Source organism: Argonema antarcticum A004/B2 (genome assembly GCF_023333585.1).
Classification (GTDB): Bacteria; Cyanobacteriota; Cyanobacteriia; order Cyanobacteriales; family Aerosakkonemataceae; genus Argonema; species Argonema antarcticum.
This window is the reverse complement of the sequence record NZ_JAIQZN010000068.1, coordinates 21,255-40,652: the sequence shown is the minus strand read 5'-3', so window position 1 is coordinate 40,652 and position 19,398 is coordinate 21,255. Positions and strand designations below refer to the sequence as shown.

General features: G+C 44.6%; 10 protein-coding genes. 7 read left to right on the top strand and 3 right to left on the bottom strand.

From position 1 onward, the window contains the following. The first annotated feature begins 671 nt into the window (after nt 1-671). Nucleotides 672-2,033, top strand: coding sequence for a Sll1247 family protein (locus LAY57_RS24625; protein WP_249069743.1), 1,362 nt, complete (start codon nt 672-674; stop codon nt 2,031-2,033). 1 nt (nt 2,034) lies between these two features. Here the strand turns inward: LAY57_RS24625 and LAY57_RS24620 are convergent, their stop codons facing one another. Further along, on the bottom strand, nt 2,035-2,976 hold the full coding sequence (locus tag LAY57_RS24620) for a lysylphosphatidylglycerol synthase transmembrane domain-containing protein (protein ID WP_249069742.1): 942 nt from the start codon (nt 2,974-2,976) through the stop codon (nt 2,035-2,037). Nucleotides 2,977-3,436: 460 nt separating this feature from the next. On the opposite strand from LAY57_RS24620, the gene LAY57_RS24615 reads away from it, so the two are divergent. Next, nucleotides 3,437-3,742 carry a WGxxGxxG family protein gene (locus LAY57_RS24615; RefSeq protein WP_249069741.1) on the top strand — a complete coding sequence of 102 codons (306 nt, stop codon included), beginning with the start codon at nt 3,437-3,439 and terminating at the stop codon, nt 3,740-3,742. A gap of 473 nt (nt 3,743-4,215) precedes the next feature. Further along, entirely contained in the window at nt 4,216-4,794 is a 579-nt protein-coding gene (locus LAY57_RS24610; protein ID WP_249069740.1) for a DUF6658 family protein, read from the top strand. A gap of 123 nt (nt 4,795-4,917) precedes the next feature. Here LAY57_RS24610 and LAY57_RS24605 read toward each other — a convergent pair whose 3' ends face one another. Then, entirely contained in the window at nt 4,918-7,131 is a 2,214-nt protein-coding gene (locus tag LAY57_RS24605; protein ID WP_249069739.1) for an alkaline phosphatase D family protein, read from the bottom strand. A gap of 436 nt (nt 7,132-7,567) precedes the next feature. Between LAY57_RS24605 and LAY57_RS24600 the strand changes: the two genes are divergently transcribed. Next, nucleotides 7,568-8,938 carry an SGNH/GDSL hydrolase family protein gene (locus LAY57_RS24600; RefSeq protein WP_249069738.1) on the top strand — a complete coding sequence of 457 codons (1,371 nt, stop codon included), beginning with the start codon at nt 7,568-7,570 and terminating at the stop codon, nt 8,936-8,938. 174 nt (nt 8,939-9,112) lie between these two features. On the opposite strand, the gene larC is transcribed toward LAY57_RS24600, so the two are convergent. After that, complete coding sequence (larC, locus tag LAY57_RS24595) at nt 9,113-10,369, bottom strand: nickel pincer cofactor biosynthesis protein LarC (protein ID WP_249069737.1); 1,257 nt, start codon at nt 10,367-10,369, stop codon at nt 9,113-9,115. A gap of 339 nt (nt 10,370-10,708) precedes the next feature. On the opposite strand from larC, the gene LAY57_RS24590 reads away from it, so the two are divergent. The 3 genes from LAY57_RS24590 to LAY57_RS24580 all read left to right on the top strand — a co-directional run bounded on the left by LAY57_RS24590 (nt 10,709) and on the right by LAY57_RS24580 (nt 19,225). Next, a complete protein-coding gene (locus tag LAY57_RS24590) occupies nt 10,709-11,371 on the top strand; it encodes an L-threonylcarbamoyladenylate synthase (protein ID WP_249069736.1) in 663 nt (220 codons plus the stop codon). A 546-nt stretch (nt 11,372-11,917) separates the two neighbouring features. After that, a complete protein-coding gene (locus tag LAY57_RS24585) occupies nt 11,918-13,171 on the top strand; it encodes a HetZ-related protein (protein WP_338022481.1) in 1,254 nt (417 codons plus the stop codon). Between the two features lie 438 nt (nt 13,172-13,609). Then, nucleotides 13,610-19,225, top strand: coding sequence for a trifunctional serine/threonine-protein kinase/ATP-binding protein/sensor histidine kinase (locus LAY57_RS24580; protein WP_249069735.1), 5,616 nt, complete (start codon nt 13,610-13,612; stop codon nt 19,223-19,225). The last annotated feature ends 173 nt before the right edge of the window (nt 19,226-19,398 follow it).

The window sequence follows — 19,398 nt, the reverse complement described above, 5'->3', positions numbered from 1 at the left end:
CGACCGTGATGGTAATGCCGCCACAAATATTAGAGCGGAAGGCATCAGAATACTACAGACGGATGGAACAGCCGTTTCTGCTAACGGAGGGGAAGTAAGACCAAAGCTTGGACGCAAGTCCGTTCTGAGGCATTCCTCTGTGATGTTAGAAGCCCACACTATAATCGCTTCGATTTAGTGTGGGTAGTTCACAAAAAGGCACATAAGTCAAGGTCTACCTACCTAGAGAGAAACGTTGTAATTTACGGTAGGCTAATGACAACTAAAGCTAACGATTTTGTAGGAGAAAAAAACAAGCCCTAAATGCTTCTTGCCAAAGAATTTCGTCCTGAGTTGCGGTCAATCAGCCTATTGTCTCAGCCTAAAGGCTGAGGACAAGCTGCGCTCCTTGTGGTTGCGGTAGTTGACTGTTACTGGTTTTTCGCGGAAGTTGACTGACGCAGAGGATATCTTATCCTATCCCAAGGCATCTGGCCTTAAGTCAAGTGTAGGTATATCATGCGGTTGAATTGGTTTTTACCTCCTCAATCAGCTAAGCTAAACTCAGACAATTTATCGCTGTTTACTTTCCACAAGTAAGTGACGGACGCTAAACTGCAATCAGATTCGATCGGGGTGCCATCAGCTGTATCATTATAAATCTACCAGGGACTACTACCTCCTTAAGCAGAATGATCGGGGATCGTCTACTAACGGTTGCTCAAACGGATACCCTTATCCAGTTAAACCTGGATAGTTCGCATCTTCATAAATTTCAAGCTATTATTTATAAGTTTCTGCTGGGCATTGTCAAGGAATCGTCTCCAGAGGCTGTACTGCGAGAATTTCGACAGTTATTTATCTATCAGGTGGATTGTTCTAATACAGACGCGCTTAATGCCCTATATAAAATTGTTCTTGACAAGAATGAGGCGGAATTTAGAAATACACTCAAGCGGTCTTGTTATATTCTGATTAACAACTGGGATGCAAGCAGACAACATAAGCCGATCCAAGAATTAATTAAACTATTTGCCGAAAAAAAAATAAATGTAGATACTACATCTGGGACTTTAGATTGCGTCAGAACTTGGCTAAACAATTTCGCTAACAGCAAGGACTATGAAGATCTGAAGCTATTTGCTTCGCGCTACGATATTCAATCAGAGTGGGCGCATCGCTATACATCTTATCTTTTGGTGCCTCAGTATATCAATCTAAATAATCCGATAGAACAACGGGAAGCTGCTAGAGCCCTTGCGAAGCGATTGAAAGATAAGTTTAAATTCGATCTGGCGATGTACACAGCTCATTCTCAGTCCCCTCTAGCTAAGGATACTAAGCTTCAAAAACCCAACCCTACAGGTTTGGGGGATGATGTTCTGCGTCTTATTAAGGCAATTGTGGCTAAACGCGGCCCATTTAGCTATGCAAATTTGGCAAATATTTTTGTTAAACAAACTCAAGATGTAAACTACAATTTTTTTAAACATAGTTTGAATAAATATTTACTATTTTCGGTGACAAATAAAACTTTTGTTAATGCTTTTCAGAAAAATATGTCTGAGAAATTGTACGTGCTTTATGAAGAGCATAATGAAGAGATAGTGAATGACGCCCTGAGACTGAGAACTTGTAATCGGGTGATTGAATATTTAACAACTGAAAATAATCGAGAACCATCTGGGTTATTTGCTTTACTTCTGTCTCAAGGGAATCCACTGACTTTAGTAGTAATTCTGCTGAAAGTAATTTTGATTTCACCGAACTCTCGCACTCATTTAGAAGCTAATATTGCCGCTTTGATACAGTACTATCAAAAATTCCCTGAAATAGAATGTAAGTGGTTGATTACTTTCTTGGAAATATTTAACATTACGTTTGCAATTTTTGCTGAAAATGTTAAATATAATTTAATTCAAATGTCACAAAATAATGGTTCTAGCAACCAGTTCAATAGGACTCTGGATGACTGTAGGATTTTTTCGCAACTCAAGGAAGATACAAACTTGGAAACCGCTGATGAGGAGGTGCGGCTAGAGGAAACGATCTAGGTTAACGATTAGCTGTTAAACGTGATTCGAGGAAAATTAGTGCGGCACCGATCGCTTCCGCTAGAATACTGACGAGGCGGTAAAGGGCGACAGCGCTGAGGATGAGACCGGGTGAAAAGCTGCGATCGAGAAGCGCGATCGCACTTGCCTCGAAAACCCCGATACCCCCCGGTGCGCCTGGAACCACCAACCCCAACAGCCATGCTAAGCTAAAAGCGCCCAACAGCACAAAGATCTGGCTGGGATTTACCTCTTGTACCGCCTGCCAGGTAAACAAAAAACCGATACCCCGCAGACTTAAAAAGCCCATCTCTCCTAACAAAGGCAGCAGAGGATAGCGTTTCATTCTGAAAGTACTGGTATCAAACGTAGCAAAGCCTTTTGCTTTGCCCTTCAACCTACTCACCGATTGAATTAGCGGGTTCAAAATCCACGGATGAACTCCTAGCAAAACTGCTGCCAGACCGACAAATCCCAGCCAGCGGAAAGGATCGGGTAAGCCTGCTTGTATTGGCAGGGCAGTAATTAGGGCAACGAGTAGCCCAGAGGCAGCCATCAACAGCTGTTCCAATAACACGCTAAGGGTAGCAGTACCTGGGGAGATGCCTGCATCGATCGCAGCCTTTATGCGTCCGTAGAAATGCCAAACATTTCCGGGTAAATACTTAGCAATATTCGTTTTTAAGTAAACTTGGACACTCCAGACACCGCCGATCGGGCGATCGAGTTCCCGGAGAATCCAACTCCACACCCAGCCAGACCAGATGTGAGCTAGTAGGGTGACACCGATTGCTAAAGCCAAACTTGCCCATCCCACAGCGCTAATCCGAATCGCCGCCACCTCAGCAGCGCGATCCTTGAGTACCTTAGCCAAAAAAAATAGCGTCCCGCCTACGATCGCTAAGCGTAAATAGGGTTGCAGGCGCGATCGGATTTGCTTCATAAAATTTGCGATTTAACAATATAGCTATAGTCAGATATGTTAGGACAGTATTGAGCTATTCCCCGCAAGGAAGCAACTGTATTTGCACGGCTGACCTTCCACTTTGCGATAACAACGGTGAACAGCCGAGTATGCGAGTTTTTGCTGGCAAAATTTTAAATCTACCCAACAAATTATAAACTTCAGTAAATCCGTAGAGGTATGGTTTCTACGTCTTCAGTGAGAGTACGGAGAATGGTAGGTTTCTAGCTGGAGATTGATACAAGTTCTGTTTTCAAACCGTAAGCTTATCAATAGTGATGCTTACTTAGCGTTTGTAGAGGCGAAGCAAACAAGTGTGAAAATCTACATTTTGAGTGATAAATTGTTGCTCGAATGCGGAGCCCCTACCCTTAACTCAACTCATTTAATTGTTTGCAACAACCTGTAGAGATTTCAAAAACAAGGAGAAACTTTTACCATGAAACGTTCTAATTTGTCCAAAGCTGTTGGCGCTGGCATTCTGAGTTTGAGTCTAGCTACGCTGCCTGTAGTTCTGCCCGCTTCTGCCCAAACCGATACAACTCCCAATAGAACCAATACAACTACCGATTACAACAATCGCAGCCAAGGCGTTGACGCTGAAAGAGGCGATCGCGATTTTGATTGGGGCTGGTTAGGTTTGCTGGGCTTGATTGGTTTAGCCGGATTGGCTCGCCCCAAACGCGAAGAACCCGTGCGTTATCGCGAACCTGATGAAGTGAGCCGCCCAGGCGCTCGCTTCTAATAGATTTATTACCACAAATCATAACAGTTAAGAGGGCTTTAGGAATTTGAACTAAAGCCCTCTTTAATTAATTAAAGCATCTTATATCTTTCTAAGGATAGAAACTTTTGACCAGAGGCGGACGCAAAGATGAGACTTCTGCTAGATGAAGGTTGCGGTATTTTCTGATTATAGTGAACAAAGTTGGATGAAAAAATGGAGAATTTTGTGAAACAGGTTGCTACTTTTCTTAAAAAGTGCGACAGCGCCAAGTATTGAGCGTATTTTTAGTTGAAAGATAAGGCTAATAAAGGCCCAACTCGATCTGAGTAGCAATCTAACCCAGCTAAGAGATAGTACCGCATTCGATCGGTTTGAAATTATTCTCTTGGTCAACTCACAATTTTTTCAACTTGTTGTCTGTAATTAGCACTTATATACAGCTAATTAGCTCGACATCCAAATTTACTTAAAACACAGAAAGGAGTCTTTCGATGAACAACGCGATCTCTTTGATCAAGCGCCTGAATTTCGTCCAAGTTTTAACAGTTTTTTTTGCAGGCATCATACTATTCGTCAGCACTGCCTGCGGTAGTCCTAGCGTGCAAGCCAAGGGTCTAAACAATCCCCGCCTAGAAGTGCCTAAAGAGGCTGTAACTAATAATTACGAAGGTGGGATGAACGATTATAGCGATGTCGATCCTCGATTAGACACTTCAGCCGCAAACAAAAAAGCCGATCGTCTGATCGAAAGTGCTGAGCATAATTTGACTGCCAGGACTGGCAATCCCGCAGAAGCCATCAAACGTGCAGTTAACGATGCACCTGATAGTGCTAAAGAAGCGGGTCGGAATGTGAATCAAGCAGCTGGAAACTTTGCTGATAAAGCTGCGGATTCCGCTAAGGATTTTGCTGCCGGTACTCGCCGAGGAGTAGAAAACATCAAGGAAAATACTCAAGATGCCGCCAAGGATGTGGCTAAGAGTGCTGAAAAAGCCAAACATCGCGCTGGGGAAGCTGCTGATAATACCAAAGAGACTCTAGACAAGGTATTTAACAAGGACATGGATTAATTTGTCCAAAAACTGAATTCTCAATTCAGGTTCCTTAAGTAGCCAATTAAATCAGGGAAGTTTGACTATAACCAAAGCCAACTTCCCTGATTTTTGTCATGCCGTTAGTTGCAATTCCCGTGTTTAGACCTTGGGATTGACAATAAACTCATTTATGACTGTAGGCTCACGACTGACGATCGCACTCGGATTAGCTTCCAGTTGCGGCTGGCTGTAAGGTTCGATACCGTAGGTAATCACGCGCAGCTGTTGTGTTTGCCGATCGATCTCAAATTCATTCCAGCCATAGTAGTGAGCTGCCACATAACTGCCGCTAAGCAGATTAGCATCAATTTGCCCATTAGCTATAGCTAAATTGTTATCTAACCCAATAGGGTCATATCCCAAGGGGATAATCCGATTATCTATAACCTGCTTGACAAAAGCGTCTTTTTGTGAAACATCGGTCAGCGCATTATACCGATCTTTTTCTGATTGGGGGAGAACAGCATTCGGTGTAAATGCCACTGTTGCTGGCCCAAACGGGGCGGCAAATGGCCCTTGCCCAATATTTAACTGAATAGCCACAGGATTCGTCATCACATCAATTACATCTGTGGCGATTTGGGGTTGGCCAAATCCCTCTTGATAGGTAACGTTATTGGTCACAAAACCGTGAAAATCTCCGGTGACAAAGACAACATTTTTGATGTTGTTTTGTTGAATGAAACGGAGCAGATCTGTGCGCTCAGCAGCATAACCTTCCCAGCGATCGCCTGCAACCGGAATCCCAAAGTTCTGGATCGGGTCTGTTGACATGATAAATTTCCAAGTGACACCAGCATTTTGGGTTGCCAGTAAATCGTTCTTTAAGTCCTGAAGTTGCACTCCTCCCAGTAGAGTGCGGTTAGGTTGAAAGACATCGCTCAGAAACTGATTAACAGTAGCTTGGTCTGAAGTTTCTGGGATACTTCTCAGCGGATTATCTCGGAAAGAGCGCAAATCTAGCATAAACATGGCCGCATCGCTGCCGAAGGTATTAAAGCGATAAAGCTTTTGCTCATTAGCCGTGCGGAGGTCGCCAGTTTCGCTGTAGAAATCATTCCGTACAGGGTTGTATGCCTGAAAAGCTTGCAAAGCGCGATCGAACACAGGCGTGTCATTGACAAAGCCTTCCCCAGTCCCAAAAATTCCCTCCTTCTGAGGAGAAACTGCTGGTGCTGCACCTCCGGCGAAGTCATTTGTCAGTTCGTGGTCATCCCAGGTGGCATAGGTGGTAGTGGTAGCCTGGACGTTAGCCCAGGAATTGATGCCATAACGCTGGGCGTAAACTTCATTGTGCTTGGTGTTAAACTCGATCGCAGTTTTCGGTTGTCTGACTCCCGGTAAATCTGGAGATAAGTCGTCTACATAGGCGCTGTCACCTATGCGAGCGAAAAAGTCGAGGTTGCGTCCGGGTGCATTTGCGATCGCCGGAAACGGAGCGAGTTGACCCTGCCAGTCACCAGCCACCCCAAACCGCAAACCAGCACGAGTTCCCAACCCAGCTGGTGTCCGAAACTGTCCCGCCAAAGTTGTGCCTGCTGCGTCCCTCACCCGATAAAAGTATTGGGTTCCAGGAGTTAAATTCGTTACCTGTACCTTAATGGGTACAGTGGGGTCAGTGGTGAGATTGCTTAAAGTTCCCAGAATATTGCCAAAATTCGAGTCAGTCGAGTACTCAAAAGTAACTGTGCCGGGAGCGGTGCTGCGCGTCCACAACACAGTTGATGTCTGTGTTGTATCCCCAGCCGCTACACCATTAGGCAATGTCGATCCACGCGGGTCGATAAACGGAGTAAATTGGCGTCCTTCTGCCGCACCAAACTCCACATAGTGTTCTATGCCGGTGAGTTCGTCTCTTCCAACGGCAGCAGCAACATCTGAATTTTTAGCTAAATAATAGTTGGGGTTAAATAAGGAACTAGGGTTGCGACCCTCAAATTCACCAAACTTAGCGAAGTGTTCTATTCCCGTGAGACCGCCCGAACTAACCGCTGTTGCCACGTCCGAATTTTGAGCTAGATAATAAGCGGTATCGAATAATACAGTGGGGTCGCGACCTTCGATTTGACCGAAGCGGATGAAGTGGTCAACCGCTGTAATTTCCCCTCTTCCTACTACCGCCTCAACATCCTGGTTGGTGGCAAGATAATAGGCGGTATCAAACAAAGCAGTGGGATTGCGCCGTTCATTTTTGCCGAATTTAATGAAGTGATCGTAGCCATTGGTGAAGATGCCGCCAGCAACCGCCTGTGCGACATCTTGGTTCCGATCTAGATAAAACTTTTCGTCAAATAGGGTGGTGGTATCTAACATAAACTTAAAAGCTTAATATTTTAGGTTGGCAGGCTCTAAAAATAAATACTTTTATTTATTTCTAGCCAACCTAGTATTACAAAACATAAATGTTTTGTCAAGCTTCTGGTTATTGTTAGTTGTCAGTGGTCAGTGGTCAGTGGTCAGTGGTCAGTGCTTTGGCAGCAGGTAGGTTGTTGCGCTTTAGAGATCTTTGAGCGCGGCATCGCAACAACTTACCTATTATCCATTCCGAACAATATCCAAGGGAACTAACTAGCAACTTAAGTTAATAAATATTAGCAGACATGGCAGCGCTTGTAACCAGCGTCGCCTCCCAAAATCTGACTTCTGGAAATAAAAATTTTTCGGATTTTTTGTTATATTACCGTATATTTAGTTAACTCCTGACACCAACCGCTCTCAATCAGTTCACCCTCAATCTTAAGAAATAATTATGCTGACCGATCGCGAGCTATTTAACGAGAATTTTTATCGCGCCACAAATCCAGACGTGGTAGCCGCCATCTCAACAGGACAGTTTTCCAGTGGGTTTGACCACTTTATCAGGTTTGGTGAATTTGAGAGGCGAAACCCCAGCGCTTTTTTCGATAGCAGCTATTATCTGCAACAAAACCAGGATGTTGCAGCAGAAGTCACAGCAGGTAGAACAACCGCATTTGAACATTTTATCTTGCGCGGTCAATTAGAACGTCGCAATCCCAATCCCCTCTTTGACACGAGTTTTTATCTTACCAATAACTCGGATGTTGCTGCTGCCACAGGAGATCGGCTTACGGGTGTAGAACACTTCGTCAAATTTGGTGCCAAGGAGCTGCGTAACCCCAGTCGCTTCTTCGATGCTAGCTTTTATTTCAACCTAAACCCAGATGTTGCCCAAGCAGGACAAAGAGATGAAATTACTGGGGTAGAACACTACATCGAGTTTGGTCAGTTTGAGGGTCGCATTCCCCGTCGCCTGTTCAGTGAGATGTTCGTTTTTGGCGATAGTGTCTCAGACGATGGCAATATCTTTGCTTTCACAGGAGGCGCTGTTCCAGCAAGTCCACCCTACTTTAACGGACGTTTTAGCAACGGCCCAATTTGGGTGGAAGATCTTGCCCCTACGCTGGGATTAACTGTCAATCCTAACACCAACTTTGCCTTTGGCGGTGCCTTATCGGGAACTCAGAATACCGGCAACATTCAGGGTGGGCTATCTTTGCCGGGATTGCAGCAGGAAATCGATAGTTTTGTCGCCGCTAATCAGGCGGGTGCAGATTCCAATGGGCTTTATGTGGTATATGCCGGTGCGAATGATTATCTTGGCGGCGGATCGACAGATTTTGCGGCGACGGTTAATAATCTGGCTAGTGCTGTAACAAAACTCGCCGCAGTAGGTGCGAGAAACTTTATGGTGCCCAATCTGGCAAACTTGGGCGCAAGTCCGGGAGTAGCGGCTAGAGGGCCAGAAGCTCAGCAAGGACTGGCACTCCTGATTAACGCGCATAATAGCACTTTGGCTGCAACCGTGCAAAATTTAGAACAAAATCCGAACATTAACATTATCTCTGTTGATGTTAATACTTTGTTTAGTAATGCGATCGCCAATCCCGCCAATTTTGGTTTCACAAACGTCACCAATAACATCGTACCTGGAGCCGGAACTGACCCTAACGTGAGAAATTTTTCCTTACCGCCAGGGACTGACCCGAACCAGTATCTATTTTGGGATGCGATACATCCTACAGCTCGTGGCCACGAGCTAATTGCACAAACTGCTCTGAAAGCAACTACGGCGATTCCCGAACTGGTAGAAATTTTGTAAGAGAATTTGTGAATTATATCATGTCCGGTAGCATCGTTAATGTAAGAGTGATATCGTCAAATTGTTTGTTGTCATCGGTGGTTTAATTTTTACCACAGATGAAGACAGATGAACACAGATGAACACAGATAAGAGGGGGATTTTTTTTGGCAACCGATGCCACCGGACATGATATCACTCATGATTTTGAGAATACCAAGTTTGCAACGCTAGTCGATGTACTTCTCGCCAACTAACATTATTTCCCTTTGCCAATGCGGCACAATCTTCGTATTCTGGTTGCACGTTTGTAATGACACCACCGCTACCAGATACTTTGACGCGGACTTCACCGTAAGGCGTCAGCACGCGCTGAATTTCCCTCTGCAAAATAGCTCTGATTTGGGTAGAACGGCGAATCCCTAATGTTGTTGTTTCCCGGAATAAAACTGTTTCACAAGTTTGTCGATCTTCTGGATGACAGATAACTGTTAATAACACACCTTGGCGCGATTTTTTCATGACAATCGGCTGGGTAAAAATATCTAAAGCACCGGCTTCAAATAAAGCATCAAATGTGTATGCGATCGCCTGCGGACTCAAATCGTCAATTTGCGTTTCCAATACCGAAATCGTTTCTTGTATTGTGGGGTGGGCATCTTGCCCGCCTTTTTCCTGTTGCGCCTGTTCCACAACAGTTTCGCCGATCCAAAGTCGCAAGATATTGGGAATCGGTAAGTTCCGGGAACCTGCGCCCAGTCCAATGCGGTGGATACTCATCTGGGGTGGGGGGCCAAAGCTAGTGGCGAGAGTGACTGCGATCGCAGTACCTGTAGGCGTACACAATTCCTTATCAATCCCGTTGCTGTAAACCGGCACCTGGCGCGACTCCCACAATTTCAGCACGGCAGGTGTTGGCACCGGCAACAGTCCGTGCGCCGCCCGCACCGTACCGCCACCAGTGGGCATCGCCGAACAATAGAGTTGGTCAATTCCCAGCCAATCCAATCCCAAGCAAGTACCGACAATATCCACTAGAGCATCGGTCGCCCCAACCTCGTGGAAATGCACTTGTTCTGGCGCTATACCGTGAACGGCACCTTCAGCTTCTGCCAATTTGCGAAAAATCGCCAAAGAAGCAGCTTGCGCCCGCACGGGCAACTTAGCCGCCAAAATCAAAGCCTCTATTTCTGGCAGATGGCGTCCGTGGTGGTGAGAATGACCGTTACCGTGGTGATGGTGACGATCTTCTGTTAAATCCACATGGACTTTAGTTGCTTGCTGACCGTTGCGGTGAACGAGTTCTGCGCGTAACTTGTACTCGTGGGAAATGCCCAAAAGGTTGAGCTTTTCGATCGCATACTCCAGGGGAACACCGGCATCGACGAGTGCCCCCAAACACATATCACCGGCAATCCCAGCAGGACATTCAAGGTAAGCTAGCTTGTTCATTGGTTATAAGACTAAGGGCTATAAAAGTCAAAAGTCAAAAGTCAAAAGTCAAAAGGGACTATAAAAGTCAAAAGTCAAAAAGGGGCGAGGGAAGAGGGAAGAGGGAAGAGGGAAGAGGGAAGAGGGAAGAGGGGAAAAAGCACTGTACCTGATTCGATCGCTTGGAGGCTATAAATAAATAAATGTGATAGTGCCAGAGCCGGAAAAAATTTTCGATAATCTAAAAGATTGTAGACTATTAGCCGCTACTCAAACTCTGCTAACCGTTAGGCTAGTCCGACTGCTGCACGGGCATTCCAGCTGGTCGCCCCTGCCAAGGTTCCATCCAGGCAAAAATTTATGGCTACGATTTACACAATTCATCCTGAAACTCCCCAAAGCCGGAGTATAGAGCAAATTAAGGATGCCCTTAAGGATGGGGCAGTGATGCTGTATCCTACCGATACCGTCTATGCGATCGGCTGCGACCTTTATGTCAAGTCGGCAGTGGAAAGGGTAAGGCGGATTAAGCAGCTATCCAACGACAAGCCACTGACGTTCCTTTGTTCTTCTCTATCCAATGTTTCCACCTATGCTTGGGTGAACGACTCCGCCTATCGAACTATGAAGAGTTTGATTCCAGGGCCATACACTTTTATACTCCCGACAACTAAGTTAGTGCCTCAGCTAGTAATGAGTCCCAAGCGCAAAACTACTGGGATTCGCGTCCCGAATCATCAGGTATGCTTAGCTTTGTTAAATGCACTGGGCAATCCCATTATTTCTACTTCGGCTCACGTCCTGGACGACGAAGAGTATGCGCCGATGCCGGGGGTGGAAACGAATGGCTTCTTCTCGCGGGTGGAACTGTTTGACCATTTGGCAAAACTCGTGGATGTGATAGTGGACAACGGTCAGGAACCGGGATATGAAGGTTCGACAATTCTGGATCTGACGGGAGAAGAACCGATTGTAGTGCGGCAGGGATTGGGATGGGATGAAGTTGCGGCTTGGGTTGTCTGAGTGAAACGCTATATCTACTTACGCTTTTGTTGGCGCTTTTACCCCTAAATGTAGAGCCAATTCATGAATTGACTCTACATCTGTAGTGGATGAGGCGATAAAATGCCTAAGTCATAATAAAGAAGCTGTGAAGAAAAAAATGTTAAGTGTTAAGTAAGAGTGAAGTTTTATTTTTTATCAGTCTTTAGTTATTTCTAGAAATGACGAATGAGAAATGAATAATGAACCAGTTGGCTGAGTGTCCACTCGGATAGATGGTGGCGCTGTCAACTGGACAAGGTGCTAGAGCCTAGAGTCGAAATGCCTAAAAGTCTTTCACAACAAAGGATTCGTCGGTTTTGTTTGGCTCTGGTAGGGGCATTTCGCTTCATCAGCCCCAAGATCTGATTTTTGACCAATGAGAGAACAGGGACACCGCGTTAACTGCGGCAAATCTTAGCTGCCTAGAGTTTAAATGTAGGCGGTTGAAGCAACGCGGGTTGCACACAACTACCTCACTTCTCATTAAACTCTCAGTTTGCCACAGTGGCATCTCCCAGGACAGTTATGAAAACCAGATATACGAATTCCTCTACCTCCACCCTAGAAGCTTTACCGGAATGTACCGATATGAATGTTCGCCCTTCAAAGCAAGAGTCCGAAATGGATAGGGAAACTCTCGCCCAAGAAATCGTGAAAGAATTACAGGCACTAATCCAGTCTGAAGGCGGGGTAAAAACATCGATCGCCTCTTTGGGGACAGTGGCAGACCGAATTGCTAAAGAGGTAGAAAGAATTTGCCGCCAAAGTTCGCGCATCCAAAAATCGGGCGAAATTCGTTCTTGGCAACTGAACTTGGCGCGGCATCGGTTGCAAAAGTGTCTGACATACTACAATCTGGGTGCCAAACAAGGTCGCATCGAACTGCACAGTACTCTGGGTGCGATCGTTTATCGCTACGTTACACCGATGCGTCAGCAATTAAGCTTCCAAGGTCGCTATCACTTGATCGAAGACTTCTTACAAGGCTTTTTTATGGAGTCTCTCAAAACTTTCCGCAGAGAAACAGAACTCCCCCAAGACTATACTCCTCGCACTTCGCTGGAAGTTGCCGAGTACTTATCATTTACCGAACAATATGCCAGACGCCGGATTAATCTGGGCAAGAGTGCCTCTCAACAGTTAATTGTACTGCGTGCCCAAGCTTTTTCCCGCCGCCAGCCAGCAGAGACGACGATGGATATGGAACTGGCTGCCGAATCTCCGAAAAGTGAAGAGGCTCAAACTCAACGACGCGACCCTGCAATGCAGCAGGTGCGTGCTTCTATGGTAACCCAGACCATAGATCCGACTCTTGCGGTGTTGCGCGATCGCCTAATCTCGGAATTGATACAATACCTAGAATCCCAAGGTCAATCCGATTGCATTGATTATCTAACCTTAAAACTCCAAGACCTCTCTGCAATGGAAATCGACGAAGTGTTGGGTTTGTCTTCCCGTCAGCGCGACTACTTACAACAGCGTTTTAAGTATCATGTCGAAAAATTTTCCCGCATCCACCAATGGCAATTAGTGCATGAATGGTTAGGTGCGGATCTGGATCGAAAGCTGGGGATGAACACTCAGCAGTGGTCAGCGTTTTGGCAGAAACTTACGCCACAGCAGCAGCAATTGTTGCAACTCAAACGCGACGGCGTTAGCGATCGCGCGATCGCCACTACCCTTAAATGGACTCCCAAACAAGTCGAAAAGCGTTGGTCTCAGCTTTTGGAACTAGCTTGGCAAGTTCGTAACAGCAGTACTTCTACCCCCAAATCGTAATGGGAAGTTGTCCCGGCAATAGTTTGATGGCCGTACAGGCGCGTGCGATCGCGTCTGTACTTAAGTGTTAAGTGTTATCCCCCTTGTCTTATTAAATTTTTTTTGCTTTTCTTAGACTTTGCATTCCTTTTTATATTTAAGTTTAGTTAAGATAAAATATTTTCTTAGTTTTTATGTAATCTTAAATACAGAAGCCTATTTTACTAACTAGCTTCGACTCTGATTGTGGACAAACACAGCCCCCAGTCAACGGTCATTTTCAACGATCGCAAAACGAATTTCTGGGACATCCACTCGCGTCGAGAGGATGCCTCTAGACCGTTTATGGCTACTTTTAAATTACCAACTCGTCATCGATCCTGTCTTCAGTAATACTGTTTATTAACCTCACACTAAGCATATTTTACTAATCCTTTAGCAATCAAAAAAACAAAAGCAATGTTCACCCTTCCTGGTTACCAAATTTCACCATTTCCCATTCACGAAGGTGCGAAAACCTTAATTTATCGGGTTTACAGAGAACATGATAAATCAGCGGCGATCGTCAAAACCCTTAAAGCTGAGTATCCTACTCTAGAAGAAATCACCCGCTTGCGGCATGAATATAAAATACTCCAATCTTTAGATCTAGAAGGAATTGTCAAAGCACGTAGTTTAGAAAACCATAAAAACGGTCTAGCCCTGATTTTGGAGGATTTTGATGGAGAATCACTCAAAGACTTGATCGTCTCTCAAAAAATCCCACTACTATCCTTTCTTTCCATTGCAATTCAGCTATCATCAATCCTTTCAGAATTGCATCAAAACAATATTATTCATAAAGACATTAAGCCACACAATATTCTCATAGACCCCAAAAAATGGTCAGTTAAAATCATTGATTTCAGCATTTCCACGCGCCTTGCCAGAGAAACCACGACGCTGGGCAATCCCAACTTGCTAGAAGGCACACTAGCTTATATGTCGCCAGAACAAACAGGGCGGATGAATCGGTCGATCGACTACCGCACCGACCTCTATTCATTAGGCGTCACATTCTATGAAATACTAACAGACCAGCTGCCATTTCAATCCACAGACCCGATGCAATTGGTTCACTGCCATATTGCTAAAAAACCGATAACACCCCATCAATTGAATCCAGAAATTCCAGAGGCAATTTCAGATATCGTCATGAAATTGTTAGCCAAAACTGCTGAAGAAAGATACCAAAGCACTCTCGGATTAAAAGCTGATTTAGAAACTTGTTTGGATCGGCTGCTGGCAACTGGCAAAATTGAAAACTTCACTCCCGGTCATATCGATAAATCCGGTCAATTTCTGATTCCGCAAAAACTCTATGGACGGGAAGCAGAAGTCACCCAACTGTTAGAGGCTTTTGAGCGCGTAACGGATAATTCTCAATCCAAAATCCCAAATCCCAAATCCCAAATTGAGCTGATACTGGTAAGCGGTTACTCAGGTATTGGTAAGACTTCAGTAGTGAATGAAGTTCATAAACCCATTGTCGGAGCCCGTGGTTATTTTATTGCTGGTAAGTTTGACCAGTTTAAGCGGAATATTCCTTATGCTGCTTTGATTCAAGCATTTCAGGAATTGATGCGGCATCTATTAACAGAAAAATCTGCGAAACTAGCGATTTGGAAAGAAAAAATATTAGACGCACTTGGACAAAACGGCCAGGTAATTATTGATGTAATTCCCGAAGTTGAGAAGATTATCGGCACACAGCCCGACGTGCCGCAGATGGGGCCATCCGAATCCCAAAATCGCTTTAATCGGGTGTTTCAAAAATTCATTCAGATATTTACCAAACCAGAACACCCGCTTGTCATTTTTATGGATGATTTACAGTGGGCTGATTCAGCTTCTTTGAAGTTAATTCAGAACATAATGACTGACTCAGATCTGAAATATCTGTTGATGATTGGCGCGTATAGAGATAACGAAGTCAGTCCAACGCATCCCACTATTCAGACTATAGAGAAAATTCAACAAGCTGGAACAGTTGTCAATAATATTGTAATCCATCCTTTGGATTTAAACCACGTCAGCGAATTAATAGCCGATACTTTAGGGGTATCCCTGACGATGCCGTCTCCCAGTTCGAGTCAAGCCCTTTCTCGAAAAAACGGTATTTTTACACTGGCTGAACTACTTTTCAATAAAACTCAAGGTAATCCATTTTTCTTAACTCAGTTGTTGCAAACTCTAGCCTCCGAAAAGCTATTGACTTTTGACTTCAATGAAGGACGCTGGCTTTGGAACATTGAGCAAATTCAAGGTTGCGGAATACAGGATTATAACGTCGTAGAACTGGTTGCTAGAAACATTAAAAAACTCTCAGATGAAGCAATCTCCATCTTAAAATTAGCCGCCTGCATTGGCAACCAATTTAATTTAGATGTTCTTGCCATAGTCAACCAAAAGTCCCTTGTAGACACTGCCAACGATTTGTGGGAAGCGCTGCAAACTGGTTTGATTCTGCCTCTGAACAATGCCTACAAAATTCCTTTGGCTGTCAGCGATAAACAGTCCGTATTCACTGGCTTTGAACAACTAAATACTGACTCCCAACAACCGACAATTTCCTACAAGTTTATTCATGACAGGGTGCAGCAAGCCGCGTATTCACTAATTCCTGATGACCAAAAGAAAGCTACCCACCTAAAAATTGGTCAATTGCTATGGCAGAAGACAGCTAAATACGCACTGGAAGAAAATATCTTTGATATTGTCAACCAACTAAACATTGGTGTTGAACTCGTCACGCAGCAGCCAGAAAAAGATGAACTGGCGAAACTAAATCTGACAGCTGGCAAAAAAGCTAAATCAGCCACGGCGATAGAAGCCGCCGTCAAGTATTTAAATGTTGCTTTAGAACTTCTAAGAGAGTCTAGCTGGGAGAGTGACTATGAGTTCACGCTCAACCTGTATGTAGAAACGGTGGAAGCTGAATATCTCAACACTAACTACGAAAGCGGAGCCGCGCTTTCTGAGATAGTTTTGCACAAAGCCAAAACCCTGCTTGAAAAAGTCCCCGTGTATGAGACGAAAATCCTGTTTTATATTTCTCAAAATAAGCTACAAGAAGCCATAGATACGGCGCTCCAAGTTCTGAAAATGCTAGGTGTTACGCTATCGCCAAAACCTAGCCCCCTGAATATTATTGCTGAATTGATTCATACCAAATTGACTTTGGGAAGAAAACGCATTGAAGATTTAAGCTACCTTCCTGAAATGACCGATTCTGATAAGCTGGCGGCGATGCGGATCTTAAAAACTGTTGCGGCTCCTGCATTTATTGCGAATCCGGCGATTGGATTGCTGGTGATCTTAACAATGGTCAGGCTCTCGATCAAATATGGCAATTCGCCTATAGCCGCTTTTGCCTATGTTTTTTATGGCATGATTCTCTGTGGAGCGATGGGAGATATCGAATCGGGATATAAATTTGGTCAACTGGCTTTGAATCTGTTGGAGCGGTTTAACGCTAATTCACTCAAAGCTAAAGTCATTAGTATGCTAAACGGTTATATTATACCCTGGAAAAATCATGCTAGGGAAACCATAGAACCTTTGCCAGAAGCAATTCAAAGTGGGCTAGAAACCGGGGATATAGAATATGCTGGTTATAGTGCTACAACATATTGTCTGGCAGTATTTTGGACAGGCGAACATCTGGAAATTGTCGATCGCACCTATGGACAATATATTTCTCTCATGCAGAAACTCAAACAGGAGTTTCTAATATTTTACAAAAAGATCTGGAGACAAGCAGTATTGAATTTACAAGGCTTGTCGTCAGATAAATGCCTTTTAATAGGGGAGAGTTTTAACGAAGCAGAAATGCTGCCTTCCTTAATTGATGCCAAAAATTATACTTCGCTTTTTGCGGTATATCTGGCCAAATTAATGCTGTTTTATTTGTTTAAAGATTACAGTCAGGCTGTTGAAAGTGGTGAATTGGCGGCGAAATACGTACAATCTGCGGGTGGTATGATGCTGCCTGCGGAATACAATTTTTACTATTCTCTGGCTCTACTAGCTCGGTATCCCCATGCCTCGAAAAAAGAGCAAAGACAAGCTCTGAAACAAGTAGGATTGCATCAAAAGAAAATGAAGAAATGGGCTTTCCATGCGCCCTATAATTTTGAGCATAAGTACCTGCTAGTGGAAGCAGAGAAGGCGCGAGTTTTGGGTAAAGATGTGAAGGCGACGGACTATTATGAAAAAGCGATCGCCAAAGCGAAAGCACAGGGATACATCCAAGAAGAAGCGCTAGCTAATGAGCTGGCAGCAGAATTTAACTTTTGCCTTGGTAGAGAGAAGATAGCACAAACTTATTTGACCGAGGCATACTATGGATATATTCGCTGGGGAGCAGAGAGCAAAGTAAAAGATTTGTCAGCAAGATATCCTGATATTTTCGATCGGCTACTTGCTAGAGAAAACCCAGATATAGATGTCACTAGGACAACAACTTATACGACGGGAGGGAATGCGACGGCGCTGGATTTAGCCACGGTGATGAAAGCATCGCAGGCTATTTCTTCTGAAATTGTTCTCGACCAGTTGCTAGATAAGTTGATGCAGATCGCGATCGAGAATGCTGGAGCTAGAAAAGGCATCCTCTTCTTGCGTTCCCAGGCAGATCCTGGAAACGAGGCAGGCAAATTCGTTCTGGTAGCGGAGGGCTGTGTCGAGAAAGGCAAAGTCCTAGTGCTGCCATCAGTTCCAATTGATGAGCGTCCCGATCTGCCGGTTTCTGTAATCAACTATGTGGAAAGAACTGGCGAAACGGTGGTGTTAAATAATGCGACTGTTGAGGGTATTTTTACGACGGATACTTATATTCTCAGAACTCAACCGAAGTCGATTTTATGTATGCCGATTCTCCAGCAAGGTAAGCTAAGAGGGATTCTTTATTTGGAGAATAACTTGACGGCTGGAGCTTTTACCCAGCAGCGCTTAGAAGTATTGAAACTATTAGTAGCTCAAGCGTCCATTTCTCTGCAAAATGCGGGTTTCTATGAGGAATTGCAATCTTATTCCTCGCAACTGGAGAAGCAGAATGTGGCTTTACAAAAATCGGAAGTACGGGAAAAAGAAAAAGCTCAGCAACTGGAACAATCTTTGTACAAGTTGCAACAGACGCAAGCTCAACTTGTTCAGACTGAGAAGATATCCAGTTTGGGGCAACTGGTGGCGGGTGTGGCTCATGAAGTGAATAACCCGGTTGGTTTCATTGCTGGCAATTTACAGCACGCTACTAACTACGCGGAAGACTTGTTCAATCACTTGCGACTCTATGAAAAGCACTATCAGAATCCACCAGCCGAAATCCTGCAAAATGCAGAGAATATTGACCTGGAATATCTGATGGAAGACTTGCCTTCCTTGCTTCGTTCTATGAAAGTGGGGACCGATCGCATCCGCGAGATTATGCAGTCGTTACGCAACTTTTCACGGGTTGATGAATCGGAGAAAAAGTTAGTTGACATTCACTCTGGGCTAGATAGTACGCTGATGATCCTGCACCATCGCCTCAAAGCTAAGGCAGAACGTTCGCCTATTGAGTTAGTTAAAGAGTACGGTGACTTGCCCCTTGTGGAGTGTTATGTGGGGCAATTGAATCAGGTGTTTATGAATCTGCTTGCTAATGCGATCGATGCTATAGAACAGGACTGTGGGGAAGCGTGTACACTCCACATACCCCGTACACCCTCGATTCGGATTCGTACTGAAGTGATAGACGGCAATAGAGTGGCGATCCGAATTAAAGATAATGGCCCTGGGATGACAAAGGAAGTACTTTCTCGGTTGTTTGACCCCTTCTTTACGACGAAACCAGTGGGAAAAGGCACCGGGTTGGGGTTGTCGATTAGCTACCAGATTGTGGTGGAGAAACACGGTGGGGAGTTGAAGTGCATTTCGGCACCAGGACAGGGGGCGGAGTTTGTGATTGCGATCCGCACAAGTTTGGCGAAGGAAATTCCCGTGCGACAGGAGTCACAACAGCACCTAATGGGGAAAAAGAGCGATTTGGCTTGAGCAGTAGCTGCGGTGGGGGCGATATAGCAGTTGCCTTCTTGCCAAGGGATTGCATAGCACTACCCGTTTTTCTGGCGATGGATGATGGGCAATGTATATTTTTGCTAAGTTAGTCTTATTCTAGTCCCTTAGATGGATTAATTAGCTCATCCACCTTGAAGCGCTTTCTATTA

Excerpts from the sequence above, each read along its gene's own strand:
- LAY57_RS24620 (WP_249069742.1), bottom strand. The coding sequence starts at position 2,976 with ATGAAGCAAATCCGATCGCGCCTGCAACCCTATTTACGCTTAGCGATC.
- LAY57_RS24625 (WP_249069743.1), top strand. The coding sequence starts at position 672 with ATGATCGGGGATCGTCTACTAACGGTTGCTCAAACGGATACCCTTATC.
- LAY57_RS24605 (WP_249069739.1), bottom strand. The coding sequence starts at position 7,131 with ATGTTAGATACCACCACCCTATTTGACGAAAAGTTTTATCTAGATCGG.
- LAY57_RS24610 (WP_249069740.1), top strand. The coding sequence starts at position 4,216 with ATGAACAACGCGATCTCTTTGATCAAGCGCCTGAATTTCGTCCAAGTT.
- LAY57_RS24615 (WP_249069741.1), top strand. The coding sequence starts at position 3,437 with ATGAAACGTTCTAATTTGTCCAAAGCTGTTGGCGCTGGCATTCTGAGT.
- LAY57_RS24585 (WP_338022481.1), top strand. The coding sequence starts at position 11,918 with ATGAAAACCAGATATACGAATTCCTCTACCTCCACCCTAGAAGCTTTA.
- larC (WP_249069737.1), bottom strand. The coding sequence starts at position 10,369 with ATGAACAAGCTAGCTTACCTTGAATGTCCTGCTGGGATTGCCGGTGAT.
- LAY57_RS24580 (WP_249069735.1), top strand. The coding sequence starts at position 13,610 with ATGTTCACCCTTCCTGGTTACCAAATTTCACCATTTCCCATTCACGAA.
- LAY57_RS24600 (WP_249069738.1), top strand. The coding sequence starts at position 7,568 with ATGCTGACCGATCGCGAGCTATTTAACGAGAATTTTTATCGCGCCACA.
- LAY57_RS24590 (WP_249069736.1), top strand. The coding sequence starts at position 10,709 with ATGGCTACGATTTACACAATTCATCCTGAAACTCCCCAAAGCCGGAGT.